The organism is uncultured Eubacterium sp. (assembly GCF_934295145.1).
Classification (GTDB): Bacteria; Bacillota; Clostridia; order Lachnospirales; family Lachnospiraceae; genus Eubacterium_I.
Map to the genome: position 1 here is coordinate 1 of NZ_CAKRAS010000052.1, position 20,534 is coordinate 20,534.

Genomic DNA, 20,534 nt, shown 5'->3' on the forward strand with positions numbered 1-20,534 from the left:
GAGCTTCATGTGACACACTCACAGATCAGCCGTATCGAAAGTGGTGAAACAAAAAATCCTAATATAAGTATCGTGATAGATGCAGCCAGATTTTTTCATGTTTCCACAGATTATCTGCTTGGAATTACACCGATTACCACACCAAAAAGTTATGATATTTCAGAATTAGGACTTTCTGAAGAAACTGTAAAGAGATTGATTACCGGAAGAATAGATATAGATATTTTAAACCGCCTGTTAGAACATGACCACTTCCCACGACTGTGTATTATGATTCGCAATTTCTTTGATGACACCATTGCAGAGGGAGTCATGGCTCGAAATCAGGTGATTGATTTTGCAGTAGATCAGTTGACGGATTTAATGAATGTAGAACCTGCAAAACGAAAAGAAATTATAAAAGACAAACAGTTTTTGAATTGGCAGAAATTAGGATTAAATGAAGCAGACATTGAAAAAATCAAGAATCAGTTTGTATCCATATTGCGTGATATAAAATCCAGTATGCAGAACAAAGAACTTACAAGTACTATTGCTACAGCCGAAGCCATAAAGATAATCCGAGATGCATTGCCTGATAAGCCAGCTTCTGATATTACAAGTGATGATGTGGCAAATGCCGTTGCTTTTTGTATGGGTCATGCAACAGATCTGAATGATAAGGGACTTACAATGGTGCAGGAATTTGCAAAATATATTTTGGATAACAGTGTGTCAGAGGAAAGATCCGATGATTGTTGATAAAAATATACCTTTCTTCAAATGTGACATCGTCTAAATAACAGCATCGCCATGCTAATATTCAGACTCGGTTCTGTTCTTTCAGGCAACTCCTTTACGGAGTACCTTGCAGCATAGAATGCCGGGAATTTTGGATAATCGCAAGGATATAGAATTTCTTCCCGGCAGCCACAATTTCATAAAGGTATAACACACTAGACTTTCCTGACGGAAAATCGTGTGCCAACAGGGATGCTACTCGCCCCTATTGGATAACCCAGAGTAATACTCTATGATGTAATAACAACTTATAAACTCCAAGTAAAGTGGCTATCTAAATCCATTTAACCTAGGAACAGTTATGTTGGAAGGCTTACTATAAACGACTGAATTTGGTATACTGTTGTTAGATGAGTTAATATATACATTATAATGGTTTATTAGCCAGATCTAAAGAAATAGGAAAAATAGAAGTGAAAGGAAATAAAAATGGATACGTTAAAAAATACGACATCATTGAAAGGTCTCATACCATAGGTTGTGAATTAAAAAGACTGTATCTTTGTGATCAAGAAGATTTTATTCATTGAATATAATTCATATGGTAATATCTTATATTCAAAAGGTTCTGCAATTGATTGCAAATGATTGCGGGAAAATATTTGATTTTTTATATTTTAAGCAATGACTGAAGTTTATATTTGGGAAATTGCAATATATACAAATGAGGAAGTGAAAAAATGTATATAGAAAGTTTACATTATAAGAATATAGGTCCATTAAGTGATCTAAATATTCAATTTCGAAAAAATGAAAAAGGTGTTCCGGTTCCACTAGTTGTTGTTGGAAAAAATGGAAGTGGAAAATCCATTCTGTTATCAAATATTGTTGATGCGTTTTATGAACTTGCAAATAAAGCATATGATAATGCAACGGAAGCGACTAGTAATGGACATCAATTTTATAAAATAATTTCACCAGATCAAATACAAATCGGACAAAATTATTTGATTGCCAATATTTGTATGGAACAATCAAATAACAGATTTGAATATCTTTTTAAATCTGGAAATATATCATTTGATGAATATATTAAGTTGTATGGAAATACAATAGACTCAAAATTAGATTGGAAAAATGAAGCAAATTATAAAGATGTTACAATTGAAGAAAAAGATATAACTGACATTTTTGAAAAAGATATCGTATGTTTTTTTGGACCTAATAGATATGTTAAGCCATCATGGATGGGGGACAAATATTACGCCTCCGAGAACATAGATTCATATTCATTACGTTCCAGATATGCTAGACGGCTTAATAATCCGATAACAGCTACAAATTTATCTGACTTAACTTTGCAATGGCTATTTGATATAATTACTGATTCAAGAGCAGATCTGGAAAAAGGTACAGACGGATATAAAATTGTTTCACCCAGTATAAATGATCTTGATTTATTATCTATTTCAAGACATAATGCAGAAAAAGTTATGTCAGCTATTTTGGATGAAGAAGTTATTTTTAGAATGGGAAATCGTTCATTGGGCAAACGGCGTTTTTCCATTTTAAGAAAGTCAAACGGAATAGAATTGGTTCCTTCATTAAATGCTTTATCCACTGGACAGCTTGCATTGTTTAATATGTTTACTACAATTATTCGTTATGCAGATGCTGACGATATTGATTTAAGTCACAAATTAGATGAAATAAAAGGCATTGTAGTTATTGATGAAATAGAACTACATTTACATACAAAGCTACAAAGGGAAATTTTACCAAGGTTACTTGCTTTATTTCCAAATATTCAATTTGTTATCACATCGCATGCTCCATTATTTTTACTTGGCATGAAAGAGATATTTGGTGATGATGGTTTTGATATTGTTGAATTGCCTTTAGGACAAAAAATTTCGGTAGAACAATTTTCTGAATTTGAAAATGCGTACCAATATTTTACAGAAACAGAAAAATATACACAAGAGATACAAGCAGCTATTGCTGAAAAGAATGATAAACCATTAATTATTACTGAGGGAGCTACAGATTGGAAACATATGAAAGCAGCATATAATTCCTTACTTAATGATCCAAGATGCTCAGAATGGCTTCCTAATTTGAACTTTGATTTTCTAGAATATGAACCCAAAAATAGCACAGTACAAAATTGTTTTAAATTAGAAATGAGTGCGTCACACTTAAAAACAATGTGTGAACAATATTGTTTGGTAAAACAGCCAAGAAAAATGATTTTTATTGCTGATGCAGACGTAAAAGAGATTAGAAATTCACTTGGGCAAAAGGATGCTCAATATCGTTCATGGGGAAATAATGTATATTCTTTTATTCTTCCGGTACCAGAAATAAGACAATCTACACCTGAAATATGTATAGAGCATTATTATTCTGATAACCAAATTAAAATGGAATTAAATTGCGGTGGTATAAAACGTCGCCTGTATATGGGATGTGAATTTGACACAGATGGTTTATCCTTAGACAAAAAAATGTTTTGCAATGAAAGAAATAGCTGTGGCAATGAAAAAATACGTATTATTGATGGTCATGAGAAAAGTCCGCGTGTATATTCTATTGCTGATGAAAACAAAACCAATGTAGCACTTTCCAAAATGAAATTTGCGACATCTGTTTTGGAGAAGACTCCTCCTTTTGATGAAATGGATTTTTCTAATTTTATACCTTTATTTGAAATAATAAGAGAAATTCTTCAGCAATAAGAAAATGTTATCAACAATTTAAGCAAGTTCCGCAATAAGCTAAAATACATATTTTATGTATATAATACCCTATCCATCAGGAACAGAGCATTTATAGATGAAAGAGATTATTTGGTAGGCGTCGCGACTTCTGCATCTCTTTTAATCCATAGGGGCGTGATTGCAACGAAATTTACCACCTCAAATAATCCTAAATTTATAATAACTAAGACACCGACTTGTAAACAATAAATATGTTATTACGTATAAACATCTCCTTGTTGAATATAATTTAAAGCGAGGATAATTTCTGGTTGACTTTCTTAGTTATATCAGTTATATTATCTTTAGTGATCAGATTGCAGAAACTTGAGAAGCCTGCGATCGGGGGAGGGTGCCGAGGCCCCTCTCCTTTTTCTTTATCTGAAACATTTTGCGGCGAGGTACATATGAGCAAGCCATTTATTACATATATCGCACAGGTTGAAAAACTGAAAAATGAAAAAAATCTGATTATTACAGATGATGATTTTGCGGTAGAATCCCTGCAGAATATCAGTTACTATGCATTAATTGGTGGATATAAACATCCCTTTATTGATATTCATACCCGCAAATACATTAATGAAGCATGTTTTGAAGACATAGTTGCTCTTTATGAATTTGATGAAGAGTTACGTGGCATATTTTTTAAATATTTATGTCGCGTAGAAAGAAAAATGCGTTCGTCCATTTCTTATCACTTTTGTAAAAAACATGGCGAACGTCAGGAAGAGTATCTCAATTCTACCAATTACGGCAATGTTCCCAAAAATAAAAAAGGCATTACCAAATTAATAAAAATGCTTGATATGATGGCGAAACAAAATAGGGATCATGAATACCTTGTTTATCAGCGTAATAAATATCATAATATTCCATTATGGGTGATTATGAATACACTTACTTTTGGTCAGATATCCAAAATGTTTGAATTTTTACCTCAGAATATACAGGGAACAGTTTGCCAGGATTTTGGGAATGTTAAGAAAAATGAAATGATAAAGTATTTGAAGGTATTAACGCTGTACCGAAACGTATGTGCACATAATGAACGCCTGTTTTCTTATCACACATATATCGACATTCCAGATACATTGTTACATAAAAAATTGAACATTTCTAAAAATGGTTCAAAATACATTTATGGAAAAAATGACTTATTCAGTGTTATTATTGCTTTTCGATATTTGCTTCCAAAGGCAGATTTTATACAATTTAAAAAGCAACTATTGCATATTTTCGACAGATACGAAAAACAGGATTCAAATCTGAAGCTGAATGTTCTCTTTGAATATATGGGATTTCCATCAAATTGGAAAGAGCTAACAAAATTTCGTAAAATATAAGCTCAAGACAAAGTAGCTTTGAATCGGATATTCAGAGTTGTAAAACGGCGGAAATATCATTGCTGGTATTTCCGCCACTTCTTTTATACGTTCTTCGCACTATTCATCCCATCCACCCAGTTACACAGAATCACAATCGTCTCATAATTTACATTGATATATGTACGCCACCTGCTCTGCCGCCAAGAACGTCCTTGCCAACCAGATCTGTCCATTCAAAATCAGTGATTTCTTCCCTGGCTACCAGAAAGTTGCCCGCACGCTGTGTCAACTGTGCAAAGTTTACAACTGGATCCTTACTGCCCTCATTTGCGGTATACACAGTCGTTTCCGGTCCCATAAATCCAATGTCTGCTTCTCCTGAAAGTACTGCAGTCATAACCTTATCTGCGCCAAATCCAGTCACCAGATCAAGATCAATACCAGCATCGTTAAAGTAACCCTGCTCGATTGCCACATACATCGGAGTATAAAAAATTGAATGTGCCACTTCGTTTAAGGTTACTTTCTGTAATGCAGGAGATTCCTCTTTTTTTTCAGAATCAGTTGTGTTTTCTACATTTACAGAACCTGTATCGGTTTCGTCTGGAGTCGTGTTCTGACCACAGCCCATCAGCAGCATTCCTGCAGCCATAGCAATGCAGGTGAATACTGCAATTCCTTTTTTAACAATATTTTTCAAAATAACCTCCCAAAATGTTGTAGATTTCTCTTTTTTACTGTATGTGGGAGGCAGGATTTGGTGCATATGGCCGTTTAACATCCCAAAAAACATAGCAATATACAAAACATCCATTGACGCAATAGCTTTCCTCTTGCACCTTTCTATCCGCCTTGTTATACTCTCAATATAACCGTCTTCCGTAAAAACACAAGTCTCACACATGATCGACTTGAATTACGAATTATGGGAAATATTTTTTATTACTGGAGGAGAAACATATGATTTATTTTCGCTCAGATTACAGTCAGGGGGCACATCCAAAAGTCATGGATGCTTTGGTAAAAACTAACCTTGAGCATTCAGATGGATATGGACTGGATGAGCACTGTGAACATGCGACCCGCATGATTCAGGATTTAATTAACAACCACAACTGCCATGTACATATGATGGTAGGTGGCACACCATGTAATGTTACCACGATCGCCGCAAGCCTGCGCCCATATGAATCGGTAGTAAGTGTCCGCAGCGGACACGCTTATTTTCATGAAACCGGCGCTGTGGAAGGCACCGGACACCGCATCGTTACAATGGAAGGTGACAATGGCAAATTAACACCATCTATGATTGATCAGGCATGGGACGAATACGAAGACGAGCATACGCCACTGCCAAAACTTGCATACATCTCGCAGCCTACGGAAGTTGGCACCATTTACAGCAAAGCAGAAATGACCGCTCTTTCTGAAAAATGTAAAGAACGTGACATGCTTCTTTATGTGGACGGTGCAAGACTTGGCTGTGCGCTGACCTGCCGCGACAATGACCTGTCCATTCAGGAACTTGCTACACTCTGTGATGCATTTTACATTGGCGGAACCAAAAACGGTGCACTTTTCGGTGAAGCCCTTGTTATTTTAAACGACACTATAAATGACCATTTCCGATGGATGATCAAACGTCAGTGTGGTCTGTTGGCAAAAGGACGCCTGATCGGTGTTCAGTTTGAAGCATTGTTAGAAGGCGGCATGGACAGCATTTATTTTTCCATGGCTGCACACGCCAATGAAATGGCAGCACTCCTGCTGGATTCTCTGACAGAACTCGGTGTATCGTTTTTGGGAAGTTCACAGACCAATCAGATATTCCCAATTCTTCCGGCTGCTATTGTCAAAGAACTGGAAAAAGACTTTTTCTTTTATGAATGGGCACCGGAAAAAGACGGCATGATCCCAATCCGTCTGGTCACAGCCTGGGGCACCACAAAAGAAGATGTTGATGCATTTTTAAATACTATCAAAAAGCTGCTTTAAGGAGGAGACTATTATGCGAATGATGCATATAACAATTATGACAAAATGTCTGAACGAATCCATTCAGTTTTATGAAGAACAGGCAGGGCTTACCATTCTGCGGGATATGCGCGACAACCCGGAACACCAGATTGTGTTTATGGGAGATAAATCCGGTGGAACCTGCGTAGAACTGGTAAACAATCCCACAGCCGCTTACTACGGCGGCGGTATTTCCATAGGATTCGAAGTCGAAGACATCGACAAAGAATATACAAAAAAAGAAGCTGACGGCTTAAAACCGGGACCAATGATCTCCCCGAATCCACATGCCCGCTTCTTCTTTGTAAAAGATCCAAACGGCGTAGACATCCAATTTGTACACGAAGACTAGCGTGCAGTGATTCTAAAAAAATGACTGCGAAATGGCACAAATTTGGCTGTATAAAACTGCGAAAAATTTTGTCGTGTAAATAAAAATCGGGGACTCTGTTCTCTACCAAACGGTAAAGAACAGAGTCCCCGATTTTTTTGATAAATAATTTTAACTTATCACATTGCAAATCTTGCGAAAAAGCGCAAATTTAATGTGCAAACTGACTATTGTACAGGTTATAATAAAACCCTTTCTTTGCCAACAGTTCCTCATGACTTCCCTGCTCAATAATACTTCCATCCTTCATCACCAGAATCCGATCCGCATTCTGAATTGTAGAAAGCCGATGTGCCACAATAAAGCTGGTTCTTCCTTTCATCAGTTTTGCAAAGGCATCCTGAATCTTGATCTCCGTTCTCGTATCAATGGAAGAAGTCGCCTCATCCAGAATCAGCATCGGCGGCTGACAAAGCATTACCCTGGCAATGGAAAGCAGCTGTTTCTGTCCCTGTGAAAGGCTTCCACCATCCTCTCCGATCACGGTATCATAACCATCGGACAGACGCCTGATAAATCCATGTGCATGACACGCTTTCGCTGCTGCGATCACTTCCTCATCCGTTGCATCCGGACGGCCCATGCGGATATTATCCCGGATTGTTCCGGCCTGCAGCCAGGTATCCTGCAGCACCATACCATAATTTGCACGCAGACTGTGACGTGTCACATGGCGGATATCCTGATCTTCCACACTGACAGAACCGGAATTGACATCATAAAAGCGCATCAACAGATTGATCAGCGTTGTTTTTCCACATCCTGTCGGTCCAACGATAGCAATGGTCTGACCTGGTTTTACATTCAGATTCAGGTTTTCAATCAGTTTCTGATTCGGCACATAAGAAAAATCAACATCTTTCAGATCTACTTTTCCATCAACGTCCTGCAGCACAACTGCATCCGCATCATCCGGAATCTCTGCATCTTCCTCAATCAGTTCAAAAATACGGGCCGCGCAGGCCAGCGCATTCTGTAACTCTGTGATAACACCGGAAATCTCATTAAACGGTTTTGTATACTGATTTGCATAACTTAGGAAACAGGAAAGTCCTCCGACTGTCATGCCACCAGCGATGACGCTGAGTGCGCCTGCCAGTGCAACTCCCGCATACACGATACTGTTTACAAAACGGGTACACGGATTTGTCAGGGATGAGAAAAATGTTGCCCGCAGGGAACATTTCTGTAACCGTCCATTGATCTCGTCAAACTGCTCCATCGCCTCATCTTCATGGGAAAATGCCTGTACGACTTTCTGGTTTCCAACCATCTCATCAATGAGCGCTGTCTGTTCTGCTCTCGTTTCTGACTGCAGACGAAACATATCATAAGTTTGTTTCGCGATAAATCTTGCTACAAACAATGAAATTGGTGTCAGTCCGACTACCACCAGTGTAATGCCCGGATGAATGGTCAGCATAAAGATCAGCGTACCAATGATTGTGACCACACCGGTAAAAAGCTGGGTAAATCCCATCAGAAGTCCATCTGCAAACTGATCTACATCCGCGATAACACGGCTCACGATCTCACCGTAAGAATGTGCATCCAGATAGCTCAACGGCATTTTCTGAATTCTGGCAAATGCCTGATTTCGCACATCCCGCACTACCTGATAGGTTACTTTATTATTGATGGTATTCATGATCCACTGCAATACCGCAGTGATTGCTGCCAGAATACCGATCTCAACCAAAAGTTTTACAATATTTGCAAAATCTACGTTTTTCCAGTCAACGATAAAGTCAATGGCACGTCCCACCAGAATTGGAATATACAAAGTCAGTGCCACTGTCACGGCTGCCAGAATAATGGAAGCCGCCATCCAGAAACGGTAAGTTCCGATATAGTGAAGTACTTTTTTAAATGTATTCATCTGTGATTCAGATTTTTTCATTACGCACTTACCTCCTCGGAATTTTTCTTGTACTGGGAATTATAAATCTCCTGATATACTTCGCAGGAATCCATCAGTTCCGCATGGGTTCCGATTCCCACTACCGCTCCATCATCCAGCACCACGATCTTGTCCGCGTACTGAATGGAAGAAGTTCTCTGGGAAACGATAAATAACGTCGGTTTTTGCTTCATGGCACCGATGGCCATACGAAGTGCCGCATCTGTCGCAAAATCCAGCGCGGAGGAACTGTCGTCCAAAATCAAAATCTCCGGTTTTTTTACAAGCGCACGGGCAATGGTCAGTCGCTGACGCTGTCCGCCGGAGAAGTTCTTACCGCCCTGCTCCACTTCAGTATCCAGACCGTGTTCTTTCTTCATGACCACGTCTTTCGCCTGGGCAATCTCCAGTGCCTCAAACATCTCCTGTTCCGTCGCATCCGGTTTGCCCCACTGCATATTGGAACGGATCGTGCCTGCAAACAACACTGCTTTCTGCGGAACAACACCAATCTTATCTCTTAACTCTGTCAGACCGTAGTCACACACATTTTTTTCATCCACATAAACCGCGCCAGAACTGCAGTCATAAAAACGCGGGATCAGATTTACCAACGAAGATTTACCGGATCCGGTTCCGCCGATGATGCCGACAGTCTCTCCCGGGCGAACCTTCAGAGAAATATCGCTGACCGCTTCCTGTGCGGCTTCCGGATAACGGATGCCAGCATGCTCAAAAACAACGCTGTATCCTGACGTGTTTCCTGCATGTGTTCCATCATCATGACGTTCTCCCGTCACATTTATTCCATTAGCTTTCGCATCAGAAACTCCTGTTTTTTCCTCAGAATGTGCTGTTCCATCTTTGATGGACGGCTCCAGCTCAAGTACAGACTGAATACGATTACCACAAGCCACAGATTTTGTAATGTTGATGATCAGGTTTGCCAGCTTGATCAACTCCGTCAGAATCTGAGACATGTAATTGTACAGTGCCACAACTGCACCCTGTGTGATGATCCCCATATCTACGCGGATCGCACCAACCCAGATCAGTGCAATGATCGCCACATTGATAATGATGTAAGTCAGAGGATTCAATAACGCGGAAATACGTCCCACAAACTTCTGTGTATCGGTCAACACCTGATTCTGTTTGCGGAATTTCTCTTCCTGCTCCTCTTCCTTACAGAATGCACGCAGAACACGGACACCGGTCAGATTTTCTCTGGTCAGGCCAAGTACCTTATCCAGGCGGTTCTGTACTTTTCGATACAGCGGGATACACGCCAGCATAACACCAAATACGACAACTGCCAGTGCCGGAATACCTACCGCAAATACCAGCGCAGCCTTTACATCAATGGTGAATGCCATAACCATGGCTCCAATTACGACAAAGGGGGAACGCAGCAACAGGCGCAGCGTAAGGTTTACCCCATTCTGCACCTGATTCATATCACTGGTCATACGTGTGATCAGTGTCGATGTTCCCTGTGTATCCAGCTCTGCATAGGACAGTTTCTGGATATGTGCGAACAGTACGTGACGGATTTTTGTGACGAATCCAACTGCCGCCTTTGCCGCAAAATACTGTGCCGTGATGGAAAATGCCAGACCGATCAGTCCAAGTAAAACAAGAACGAGGCACATCTTTACGACGTAGCCCCGATCATGATTTCCGATACCGGTATCGATGATGGCCGCAACTACCAGAGGCACAAACAATTCCAATGTCGCCTCCAGCAATTTAAACAGCGGCCCAAGCACCGACTCTTTTTTGTAATCTTTCAAATAACGAAGTAACTTTTTCATAATGTTTCAACTCTCTCCTGCCACAGTTTTCCCCTTCGACTCCCCAATGAACCTTTCATCATGATTAATTATTTACGCCATGATGAACCGGTATGGTATCCTTCGAAATCGGATAGAAGGAATAACCGTTGTTTTTTCCATACGTGATAATACTCTGCAATGCATCTGCGGATGTCTGCTTTGCAGATGTATCATGCATCAGTACTACGTTATTACGATTTTGCTTAAATCCACTGGTTACATTTGCAATAATCTGATTTGCCGGACGGTTATTTCTTTCTGCATCACCGGATGACACGTTCCAGTCCATATACATCATTCCATCATCTGTCACTGTCTGTACCAATTGTGACATAACACCTGCACAGTACTTTTTGCTGACTGTATTGGAACTTCCACCCGGGAAACGAATAACAAAGGCATCGTAACCGGTATCTTCTTTTAATTTATTTTTCAGCTTGTTGATATTTTCCATAAAAGCATCTTTGGAAGTATAAATCTGACTGTAATCATGGGAATAACCATGAATTCCAATGGTGTGTCCCTCGTCGATCATACGCTGAATGATCGGCAGTTTATCTTCATCATAATCGCAGATAAAGAAGGTCGCCTTGATGCCGTTTGCTTTTAAGGTATCCAGCACCCGCACAGTTACATCGGAACTCGGACCATCATCAAAGGTCAGATAAATAGAGCTGCCCATATTCTGTTCCACCTTCTCCACTGTCACTTTTCGTGTCACCTGAGAAGTATTTCCGCTGGAATCCGTTGCTGTATATGTCTCAGTATACGTATCCGCACGATAGACATCCACATATCCTGATTTTACCACATTCGCTGTAATGTCACCATCTCTGTCATCCACAGCAGTTACACCCGGATCCTCATATTTTTCCTGCTCTTTGATAGTTATTTCAGCGTCCCCGTTTAAGGTGATCTCCGGAGCTGTCACATCCCGGATTATAACTTCACGGTCGGCTTCCCCTGTGTTTCCATGGCTGTCCGTTGCCTCATAATGCACTTTCATGGTGTAATCGTTTGTCTGCTCTTTTGTGATCTTAATGTCTTTTGACACATCACCATCACAGGCATCGACTGCAGATGCACCGCTTTCCTGATATTCTTCAAAATTGTCTACCACAACTTTCGCATCACCGTTTAAGGTAATCACCGGACCGGTATGATCAACAACTTCCACATTACGCTGCCTGGACACTTTTCTCTTCTTATATTTCAGCTTATATTCTACATGATACATACCAAGTTTGGACGTGTCCACGTTACTGGTAGTTACCACCAGGTCACTGATATCCTCATCCTTCACCGTTGCCTTTGCGCCGGGATCGGTAAATTCACTTCCACACTCCACTTTCATATCTTCCTCACCATTCAGTGCGATGACCGGACTGCCTCCCACCAGCGGACTGATAGCAAGTATAAAAATACAAAGCCCAATCAGCACCAGCACCGCTGCGCCCATCAGGCGTTTTTCCTTTTCATTTTCGAAAATTCTATTTATGATCGCTCTGCTTTTATCCATTTTCAATTTCCCTTAGTATCTCCTTTTATCATATGCATCAAACGGGTTTTCATGCCCGCAACCTATCATAGCATAGTTTCGAAAAAAAAATCTTTAAGTTTGTGTTAATTTTTATGAATAAAATCTGGCATTTTGTGCAGCTATTTCCAATGTGGATACAACTGTGCGTCCCGGACAAACTCTTATCCCGAAATGTAGGAAATCGCTTCCCTTACGTTTGACACACCTATTAACTGTATGCCATCGGTGCGCACTTCATCGGTCAGTGACACTTTCGGCAGGATGCATGTTTTGAAACCAAGTTTTTTCGCCTCCTGTACCCGCTGTTTTGCCATATTCACCGCGCGCACTTCGCCGCTCAGTCCCACCTCACCGAAGCAGATGGTTTCATCGGATATGGCAAGTTCCCGATAACTGGACACGATTGCCAGCACGATACCCAGATCGATGGCCGGCTCATTCATGCGAATGCCGCCTGCGATATTTACATATGCATCACAGGTGGAAAGCGGAATTCCAGCTCTTTTTTCCAATACCGCCATCAACAGGTTGACACGATTTAAATCCGCGCCTGCAGCTGTTCTGCGGGGCAGACCAAATCCAGTTTTACACACAAGCGCCTGGATTTCCAGCAGGATCGGCCGTGTTCCTTCGATAGAGCAGGTCACAATGGAGCCGGAAGCTCCTTCCGGGCGTCCATTCAGCATATACTCTGACGGATTTTTCACTTCCACCAGTCCCACCTGCTGCATTTCGAACACACCAATCTCATTTGTGGAACCGAAACGGTTTTTAACACTGCGCAAAATTCGATATGCCGCATGGCGGTCTCCCTCGAAATAAAGCACGGTATCCACCATATGTTCCAGCACGCGCGGACCTGCCACGACGCCTTCCTTCGTCACATGTCCTACGATAAAGATCGTGATTCCAAGGGATTTTGCCAGTTGCAGCAAAAGTGCCGTCGCCTGGCGCACCTGGGAAACACTGCCTGGTGCGGAGTTGACGTCCTCACTGTACATGGTCTGAATAGAGTCGATGACTACCACCCGTGGTTTCTTTTTACGCAGCACGGATGCAATATCGGACAGATTTGTCTCACAGAACAGTTCCAGTGAGTCTGTAAATGTTCCAATACGTTCCGCGCGGATTTTGATCTGCTGCGGAGATTCCTCTCCGGAAATATATAACACGCTGTGATGCGCGTCTGCCAGATTTTTACACACCTGAAGCAGAAGCGTGGATTTTCCGATACCCGGATCACCGCCCACAAGTACCAGAGACGCCGGAACAATTCCGCCGCCGAGTACCCGGTCCAATTCCCCGATTCCGGTAGTAAACCGCTCCTGATCCGTCATTTCTACCTTTGAAAGCGGAAGTGGTTCTGCCACATTGCTCATTCTCCGGCTGCTCACGCTGACACTGGCATGCTTTTCTTCGGCCGGTTCCTCCACAAAGGAGTTCCATTCCCGGCAGCCCGGGCACTGTCCCATCCATTTTGCAGACTCATAACCGCACTGCTGGCAGAAAAAAATTGTTTTTTTTGCTTTCGCCATATTTATTTCTTATGTCTCCTTACATCGATACCAAAAAACTAGGAAAATATAATTTCGTCTTTTTTGACACGAACGTTCACCGTTGTGCCTTTTTTAATCTCACCGGACAGCAGCGCATCGGCCAGGGAGTCCTCCAGTTTTGTCTGGATCATACGACGTAACGGACGCGCTCCGTATTTCGGATCGTATGCTTTATCTACAATGTACTGGCGCACTGCATCCGTGATCTTCAGTTCAATACCAAGCTGTTCACAGCAGCGCTGCTGCAGTTCTTTTGTCATAATTCCAACGATCTTCTTCATATGTTCCTTTGTCAAAGCATGGAATACAATGACCTCATCAATACGGTTCAAAAATTCCGGTTTGAAAATACGGCGCACTTCTTCCATAACGTTGGATTTCATCCGGTTATAATCCGCTTTTTCGTTCTGCTCCGTCGCAAAGCCCAGTTTTTTCGGCTCAATGATGGACTGTGCCCCTGCATTGGATGTCATGATGATGATCGTATTTTTGAAATCTACTTTTCTACCCTGCGCATCTGTGATATGTCCGTCGTCCAACACCTGGAGCAGTACGTTAAATACATCCGGATGCGCTTTCTCGATCTCGTCAAATAAAATGACAGAGTACGGGTGACGGCGTACTTTTTCACTGAGCTGTCCACCCTCTTCGTATCCCACATAGCCTGGAGGGGATCCGATCATTTTGGACACGCTGTGCTTCTCCATATATTCGGACATATCCACGCGGATCATGGCATCTTCCTGACCAAAAACTTCCTCTGCCAGTGCTTTGGAAATTTCTGTTTTTCCGACCCCTGTCGGTCCGAGGAACAGGAAAGAACCCACCGGTCTGGATGGATCTTTCAAACCGACTCTGCCTCGTCTCACTGCCTTTGCCACTGCGGAAATTGCCTCATCCTGCGCAATGACACGTTTGTGCAGAGCTTTTTCCAGACGCTGCAGACGGGCTGCCTCGCCCTCGGTCAGACGTTTCACCGGGATATGGGTCCAGTCGGACACCACATCCGCCACTTCGTTTTCGCCCACCAGAATCTTTTTATTGCGCATGCTGCGGCGGTATCTTGCAAGTGCGGTGTCATAAGCATTCTGTTTCTGTTGTTTTTTCCTGCGGATTTCTCCTGCCTGCACCAAATCACCTGTTACGATAGCATCCTCTAACTGTACATCCATGTCAAACAGTTCTGTCTTCATCTGCTCTAACTGCACTGGTTTATCCAATGTTCCCACATGTGCTTTGGAAGCAGCCTCGTCCATTAGGTCAATGGCTTTATCCGGCAGAAAACGGTCATTAATATAACGCTCAGAGAATTCCGCTGCTGCCCGCAGACCATCCTCTGTGATGGTTACATGATGATGTTTTTCATACTGTGGGCGCAGACCACGCAAAATCTCCACAGTCTGCTCCACACTCGGTTCCTCTACGGTCACCGGCTGGAAACGACGCTCCAGCGCGGCATCTTTTTCTATGTGCTTGCGGTATTCCTGAATGGTTGTGGCGCCGATGATCTGAATCAGTCCCCGGGATAATGCCGGTTTCATGATATTTGACGCATCCAGCGCTCCCTCCGCACCACCGGCACCAATGATCGTATGCAGTTCATCAATAAACAGTATCTCATTTTCTGCCTGCTGCACTTCCTGCATGATGCCTTTGATACGCTCCTCAAATTCACCGCGGTACTTTGTGCCGGCCACCATACCGGATATATCCAGCGTCAGGATTCGTTTCTCCTGCAGATGCTCCGGTACCGCGCCTGCGGCCACCCGGGCTGCAAGCCCTTCCACAATGGCTGTTTTTCCCACGCCCGGCTCCCCGATCAGGCACGGATTATTTTTTCCACGACGGCTCAGGATCTGGATCAGACGCTGGAGTTCCTCCACACGTCCGATCAATGGATCCAGCTCGCCATTTGCTGCGCGGGCCGTCAGATCTGTGGTATACGTATCAATCAGTGTATTTTTTCCTGCCTCCGCACGTTTTCCGGTACGGAACTGCTTGCTTTCCTCGCGGGAATACATGTTTTCTTTGCCCATAGCGGTCAAAATATCGGTGTACATCTTTCCCAGATTGACATTCATGGCGATCAGAAGCCGTGTTGCGGCACTGATCCGATGCTCCATAATGGAAAAGAGCAGATGCTCCGTTCCCACCTCTTCACTGTCAAACCGCTCAGCAGCCGCATAAGCCCCGTCAATAATCTCCTGGCTTTCCGGTGTGAGGAACTCTTCTTCTGATCCTGTCTCCGGCTCTCCCGGCAGCGCGATTTCATGGATCATGGCCAGAATATCCTCACGATTTACCGATAACTGCTGCAACACCTGAGCTGCAACGCCGTGCTCTTCCAGCAGAAGTCCCGCCAGCAGATATTCACTTCCCATGCGGGTCTGATTTTCCCGCTCTGCCAGCTGCTTAGCCAGACGCATGGCTTTGCGGGCCTGTCTGGTAAATCCTTTAAATTGCATATTACTTCCTCCAACTACTCCTCGTACTCATCAAAAATCTCATCCACGAGTTCGTGGACCTCTGCACGGGTAATGCCTTTGCAAAAACCACGGGCAAGTACAACCCGCAGACTGTCCCGCATTTCTTCTTCTGCCTTTAACCGGTCAATATCCAGTGCAATAACGGTGCCGCGGCGTCTGTCGAGACGGAGCAGACCTTCCTGGCGCAATACCGAATACGCCTTATTTACGGTATGCATATTGATACCGATCTCATCTGCCAGCTGTCGCACAGACGGCAACGGATCCCCTTCATGGTACTGTTTTGTGGCAATACCATAAATGATCTGATTTCGTAGCTGTATGTACAACGCTTCATCACTGTTAAAATCAACTTCGATTGTCATTTGTGAACCTATCCTTCCATGTTTCTATGATCTGGGCTACCACCCCCGGACCTTCCTGTAATTGCTAAACCTTATCCAGTCTCTGTACCGAATCAGACACTGTTATAACGATGATATAACACCCTCAGTTTTCTGTCAACCTAAATATATAAACCAAACTATCCTACCAAAAGTATGCCTTCACATATCCCCATGTGATTCCGTATCATGCAAAAAAGGCCACAGACACCAGACCTTTTTTGGCCTTATATCTGTGGTCTTTATGCTATTTATTACAGGAATTCGATATCTTCCCAGGAATCTTTCTTTGGCTTTTTGTCTTTCTTTTTCGGCTTCTCGATAACTTCCTCTTCCACCGATTCTTCTTCATCGAAAAACTCCGGCTCTTCCTCCTTCAGGAATTCGTCTTCCGGTACCTTCTCTTCTTTGGATGTATTTTCCACTTCCATAATCAGTTTCTTCAGATCTGCAACCAGCTGTTCTGTATCCGGATTACTCTCCTTGGCTTTTGGTGCCTCAAGTTTGATCTCAGCGCCGACCTCTTCCTCAATTTCTTTTACTGCCTCAGCCAGTGCTTCTTTCTTCGGCTCTGCCGGAGTCTTTGTCAGATTTTCTTTTTTAAAGAACTTCTCTGTCTGGCGTTTTTCTTCCTGGTCCTTTGCTGAAACAGTTTCTTTTTCCTGTTTTTTCTCTTTCTTCAGCTGTTCCTTCTGTACTTTCTTCTCCGGCTCAGCTTTTTTCGGCTCTTCCTTTTTGTTTTCCGGTTTCTTTGCGCCGATTTTTTCAATTTCGCTGTCAAGATCAAGGACATCCACCTTGCTGCCCTTCAATTCTACTTCAAAGGTCTTTGTCGGTGTCTCATCATAATCGTCATCATCCGGTCCGACCGCATTGTCCAGATAGCTGCGCAGGCGGCGGTAACGTACGGCCATTACGATTAGAAGGATCAGCAGCAACAGTGCCACGATGCCGATTCCTGCCGTGATCATCCGTGTCATGCTGTCCACGTCGAATCCGGATGCGGTCTTTTTATCCCCTGCATTGTCCTGCGCCGCACTGCCGTCATACTGCATGTTTGCCATGCTGCGCTGTAAGGTCTGGTTTACGGAATCGTATACATACCAGCCGCTCTGTCCGGTGCTGGAAGTACCATATATATAGTAAAATTCAGAAGCTGATACGTCTGTCGCCACCGTTTCGTCTGTATCTGATGCCTGATAAGCCATGATGCTTCCGTTTTCAAAAGTGCACTGTGTCGCCTGATATCTGCCGGATACCTGCTCTGCCACAGCGGTCGGCACGTTTGTCACTACCACAAAGGAATCCTTCTGTGCAATGCTCACAAATGGAATCACCTCGTTGCGTTCTGTATCATAGACAAATACGCCTTTCTGCTGCGGATCCGCAATATTCTGCAAGTACACCAAATATACCTGTGCGCCGTTTTCCATCTGCGCTGCCTGCGCTTCCGCACCCGCACAAGTAATCGTTGTCGCAGTAAATCCTGCCGGAATCTGGTCTGCCGGGAAACTGTCTGCCACTTCGTAGGTCATACCATTAAACTGGAAACCGTCAACAACCTGCTGTGACTCATCATTCATGCTGATCGGTTCTGCCTGATCATCATAATTTGCATTGTCTCCTGCCGCCGGTTCTGACGCTTCTCCAGCTGAAATCAGATCACTTCTTACCCATCCGTCTGTCTCCTCACCATTCCATTCAAAAGTTACTTCATACCATGTATAGCCATCATCAGAAGTTTTTTCACCCTTGATCGTTATTTCCTGATCTGCAGAAAGTGAACCGACCGGATTTCCTTTGATCTTTTCACGCACGATCGTATTATCATCAATGGCTGTTCCGGAAGATGGCGCTGCCAGAGCGGTTACTCCGGACATATTCCATGCCAGTGCACCGGTCAGACACAGAGCCAGACAGGAACCTGCGAGTTTTTTCTTTGCTGTTGTTCTGTTTCTCATATATCCTCCATAGTTTTTCATTACATAATTTATCTACTTTATTATAGGTATGGGAAATATAAAAATCAATATTTTTCTTTTTTTCATAAAAATTTCTTGAAATATTCACATTTTTGTATCATTCTATAAGTAATCATGCAAATAGTATAAGAAAAGAGGTTTTGACTCATGAAAAAGAAAACATATGCGGCACTGATTGCTGCCCTTACGATCAGCGGTGCCTTTTTATTGAATGGATGCAGTTTCGAACTGCCAAATCAGAGTACAGCGGTAAGTACCGGTGCTGAACTTTCTGCCGAAAAAGAGACTCTAACAGACGGTGATCTGCAGCTCTATACAAGATGGTATGGCGCAGACGGACAGAAGCTAGCCGGTGCGACTGTTACGATCTACGATGGAAATGACCAGTTATTTGAAGGAACCACGGATGAAAACGGAACTTTGGAGATGTGCACGATTCCTGGAAATACAGAGTTGCGCTGCGCGGTTACCGATGCATCCGGGGATGAGATTGCCAAATCAGATGTTCTGTACAAAATTTCTGACAGTTATGATAATATCACAGTTTATACGACCCATGGAGAATCCGGCACTCAGAAAGTGGAAGTTCCATCCACTAAAACGGCATTAAGTGCCGCTATCTATATTACTGATAATAAGACATTGTCTCATGCAAATATAACGGAATACCTTGCGAATGCTCAGACGCAGACCGATTCTGCCAATGGAACAGATAACACAACAGATGCTGCAAGCGGCGATACTGCTGCAACGGATGGACAGACTGATGCAAATGCAACGGATGCTGCACAACAGCCAGCGGATGGTACCGCAACTGACAGTCAGACAGATGCCGCTCCACAGAGTACTGATCAGACACAGACGCAGCCGGCAGATGGACAGCAGCCGGTGGTGACACAGTAATTCTTGTTTAGGGTAAGTTGGAACAGGATGTGACAAAAACTCCAATGCAGGCACGACGGATTTCCTATCTTCGCTGCGCCGCCTATCTTCGACCGCTTCCGCGAACTCACCAACAGCAAAAACAGCTGTTGGCTCAGACACACTCCCGCGGTCGAGCTATGCTCGCTCCGATAACGGAAATTCGTCTACCGCCTTGCCTTGGAGTTTATGCTCACATCCTGTTCTATTTACGCCGTGGCACCGCGTGACACGCATGCATATAATTCCTTGAAAAAATAAATGCCGTGTTGCATGCGCAAGATTTACATATCGAAAAATGACTTGCATGTAAGCACTTGGCTATGGACGCTACCCTTGACAGAAGAAAAAAAGAACGGCTTTCCCTTTGTTACCGACGGCGAAGAACTCAAGAACATGTAGATTTTCTCCGTCGCTGGCAACAGTGTAGCCGTTCTTTTTTTCTCTTTCAAGGGCATGCCGCTGCGCGGTAGCTGAAATCCTTCCTCAGGCTCAGAATCTAAGAACATATAGTGGCTTCGCCACCAAAATAAGCAACTAAGGATAAACGCAAAGTAATTATAAATCTGTACCATACGTTTTTTTAAACTGTTTTTAGATTTTGAGCCAGAGGTAAGAGCAAAGCCACCGCAACGCGGTTCCCTTGACCATATACAAAAAGAACTGCTACACTGTTGTCAGCGACGGAAAATGAAACTGTTTTTGAGTTTCTCGCCG

At 43.0% G+C, this 20,534-nt stretch carries 13 protein-coding genes and 2 pseudogenes; 6 read left to right on the plus strand and 9 right to left on the minus strand.

Features of this window, described 5'->3' with window-relative positions; genetic code table 11:
* The 3 genes from Q0I54_RS10410 to Q0I54_RS10420 form a co-directional block, all read left to right on the plus strand.
* The coding region (locus Q0I54_RS10410) for a helix-turn-helix domain-containing protein (protein ID WP_296118512.1) at positions 1–741 on the plus strand (741 nt) is incomplete at its 5' end.
* 719 nt (positions 742–1,460) lie between these two features.
* Positions 1,461–3,458 carry an AAA family ATPase gene (locus Q0I54_RS10415; RefSeq protein ID WP_296118513.1) on the plus strand — a complete coding sequence of 666 codons (1,998 nt, stop codon included), beginning with the start codon at positions 1,461–1,463 and terminating at the stop codon, positions 3,456–3,458.
* A gap of 428 nt (positions 3,459–3,886) precedes the next feature.
* Positions 3,887–4,825, plus strand: a complete 939-nt coding sequence (locus tag Q0I54_RS10420) for an Abi family protein (RefSeq protein ID WP_296118514.1) — start codon at positions 3,887–3,889, stop codon at positions 4,823–4,825.
* Between the two features lie 148 nt (positions 4,826–4,973).
* Here the strand turns inward: Q0I54_RS10420 and Q0I54_RS10425 are convergent, their stop codons facing one another.
* The gene (locus tag Q0I54_RS10425) at positions 4,974–5,507 is read right to left on the minus strand and encodes an ABC transporter substrate-binding protein (protein ID WP_296118515.1); all 534 of its coding nucleotides are present in this window, start codon (positions 5,505–5,507) and stop codon (positions 4,974–4,976) included.
* A gap of 260 nt (positions 5,508–5,767) precedes the next feature.
* Between Q0I54_RS10425 and Q0I54_RS10430 the strand changes: the two genes are divergently transcribed.
* Together Q0I54_RS10430 and Q0I54_RS10435 are read left to right on the plus strand one after the other, a co-directional pair.
* On the plus strand, positions 5,768–6,802 hold the full coding sequence (locus Q0I54_RS10430; protein WP_296118516.1) for a low specificity L-threonine aldolase: 1,035 nt from the start codon (positions 5,768–5,770) through the stop codon (positions 6,800–6,802).
* Between the two features lie 13 nt (positions 6,803–6,815).
* Positions 6,816–7,175 (plus strand): VOC family protein, encoded by a 360-nt coding sequence (locus Q0I54_RS10435; RefSeq protein ID WP_296118517.1) that lies wholly within the window; start codon positions 6,816–6,818, stop codon positions 7,173–7,175.
* A 190-nt stretch (positions 7,176–7,365) separates the two neighbouring features.
* Here the strand turns inward: Q0I54_RS10435 and Q0I54_RS10440 are convergent, their stop codons facing one another.
* The 8 genes and pseudogenes from Q0I54_RS10440 to Q0I54_RS10470 all read right to left on the minus strand — a co-directional run bounded on the left by Q0I54_RS10440 (position 7,366) and on the right by Q0I54_RS10470 (position 18,875).
* Positions 7,366–9,114: an ABC transporter ATP-binding protein gene (locus Q0I54_RS10440; RefSeq protein ID WP_296118519.1), complete on the minus strand. Its 1,749-nt coding sequence runs from the start codon at positions 9,112–9,114 to the stop codon at positions 7,366–7,368.
* Entirely contained in the window at positions 9,114–10,928 is a 1,815-nt protein-coding gene (locus Q0I54_RS10445) for an ABC transporter ATP-binding protein (RefSeq protein ID WP_296118521.1), read from the minus strand. The genes Q0I54_RS10440 and Q0I54_RS10445 overlap by 1 nt, the downstream gene beginning before the upstream one ends.
* A 64-nt stretch (positions 10,929–10,992) precedes the next feature.
* Positions 10,993–12,468, minus strand: a complete 1,476-nt coding sequence (locus Q0I54_RS10450; RefSeq protein ID WP_296118523.1) for a polysaccharide deacetylase family protein — start codon at positions 12,466–12,468, stop codon at positions 10,993–10,995.
* 182 nt (positions 12,469–12,650) lie between these two features.
* Positions 12,651–14,024, minus strand: coding sequence for a DNA repair protein RadA (gene radA / locus Q0I54_RS10455; protein WP_296118524.1), 1,374 nt, complete (start codon positions 14,022–14,024; stop codon positions 12,651–12,653).
* Between the two features lie 38 nt (positions 14,025–14,062).
* A complete protein-coding gene (locus Q0I54_RS10460; protein WP_296118526.1) occupies positions 14,063–16,510 on the minus strand; it encodes an ATP-dependent Clp protease ATP-binding subunit in 2,448 nt (815 codons plus the stop codon).
* A gap of 39 nt (positions 16,511–16,549) precedes the next feature.
* Positions 16,550–16,597, minus strand: a pseudogene (locus Q0I54_RS13300) (hypothetical protein); the annotation flags it as partial.
* Between the two features lie 56 nt (positions 16,598–16,653).
* Positions 16,654–16,896 (minus strand): annotated as a pseudogene (locus Q0I54_RS10465) (GntR family transcriptional regulator); the annotation flags it as partial.
* A gap of 272 nt (positions 16,897–17,168) precedes the next feature.
* Complete coding sequence (locus Q0I54_RS10470; protein WP_296118528.1) at positions 17,169–18,875, minus strand: hypothetical protein; 1,707 nt, start codon at positions 18,873–18,875, stop codon at positions 17,169–17,171.
* Between the two features lie 168 nt (positions 18,876–19,043).
* Here Q0I54_RS10470 and Q0I54_RS10475 point away from each other — a divergent pair, with 168 nt between their 5' ends.
* Positions 19,044–19,799, plus strand: coding sequence for a hypothetical protein (locus Q0I54_RS10475; RefSeq protein WP_296118530.1), 756 nt, complete (start codon positions 19,044–19,046; stop codon positions 19,797–19,799).
* Positions 19,800–20,534 lie beyond the last annotated feature (735 nt).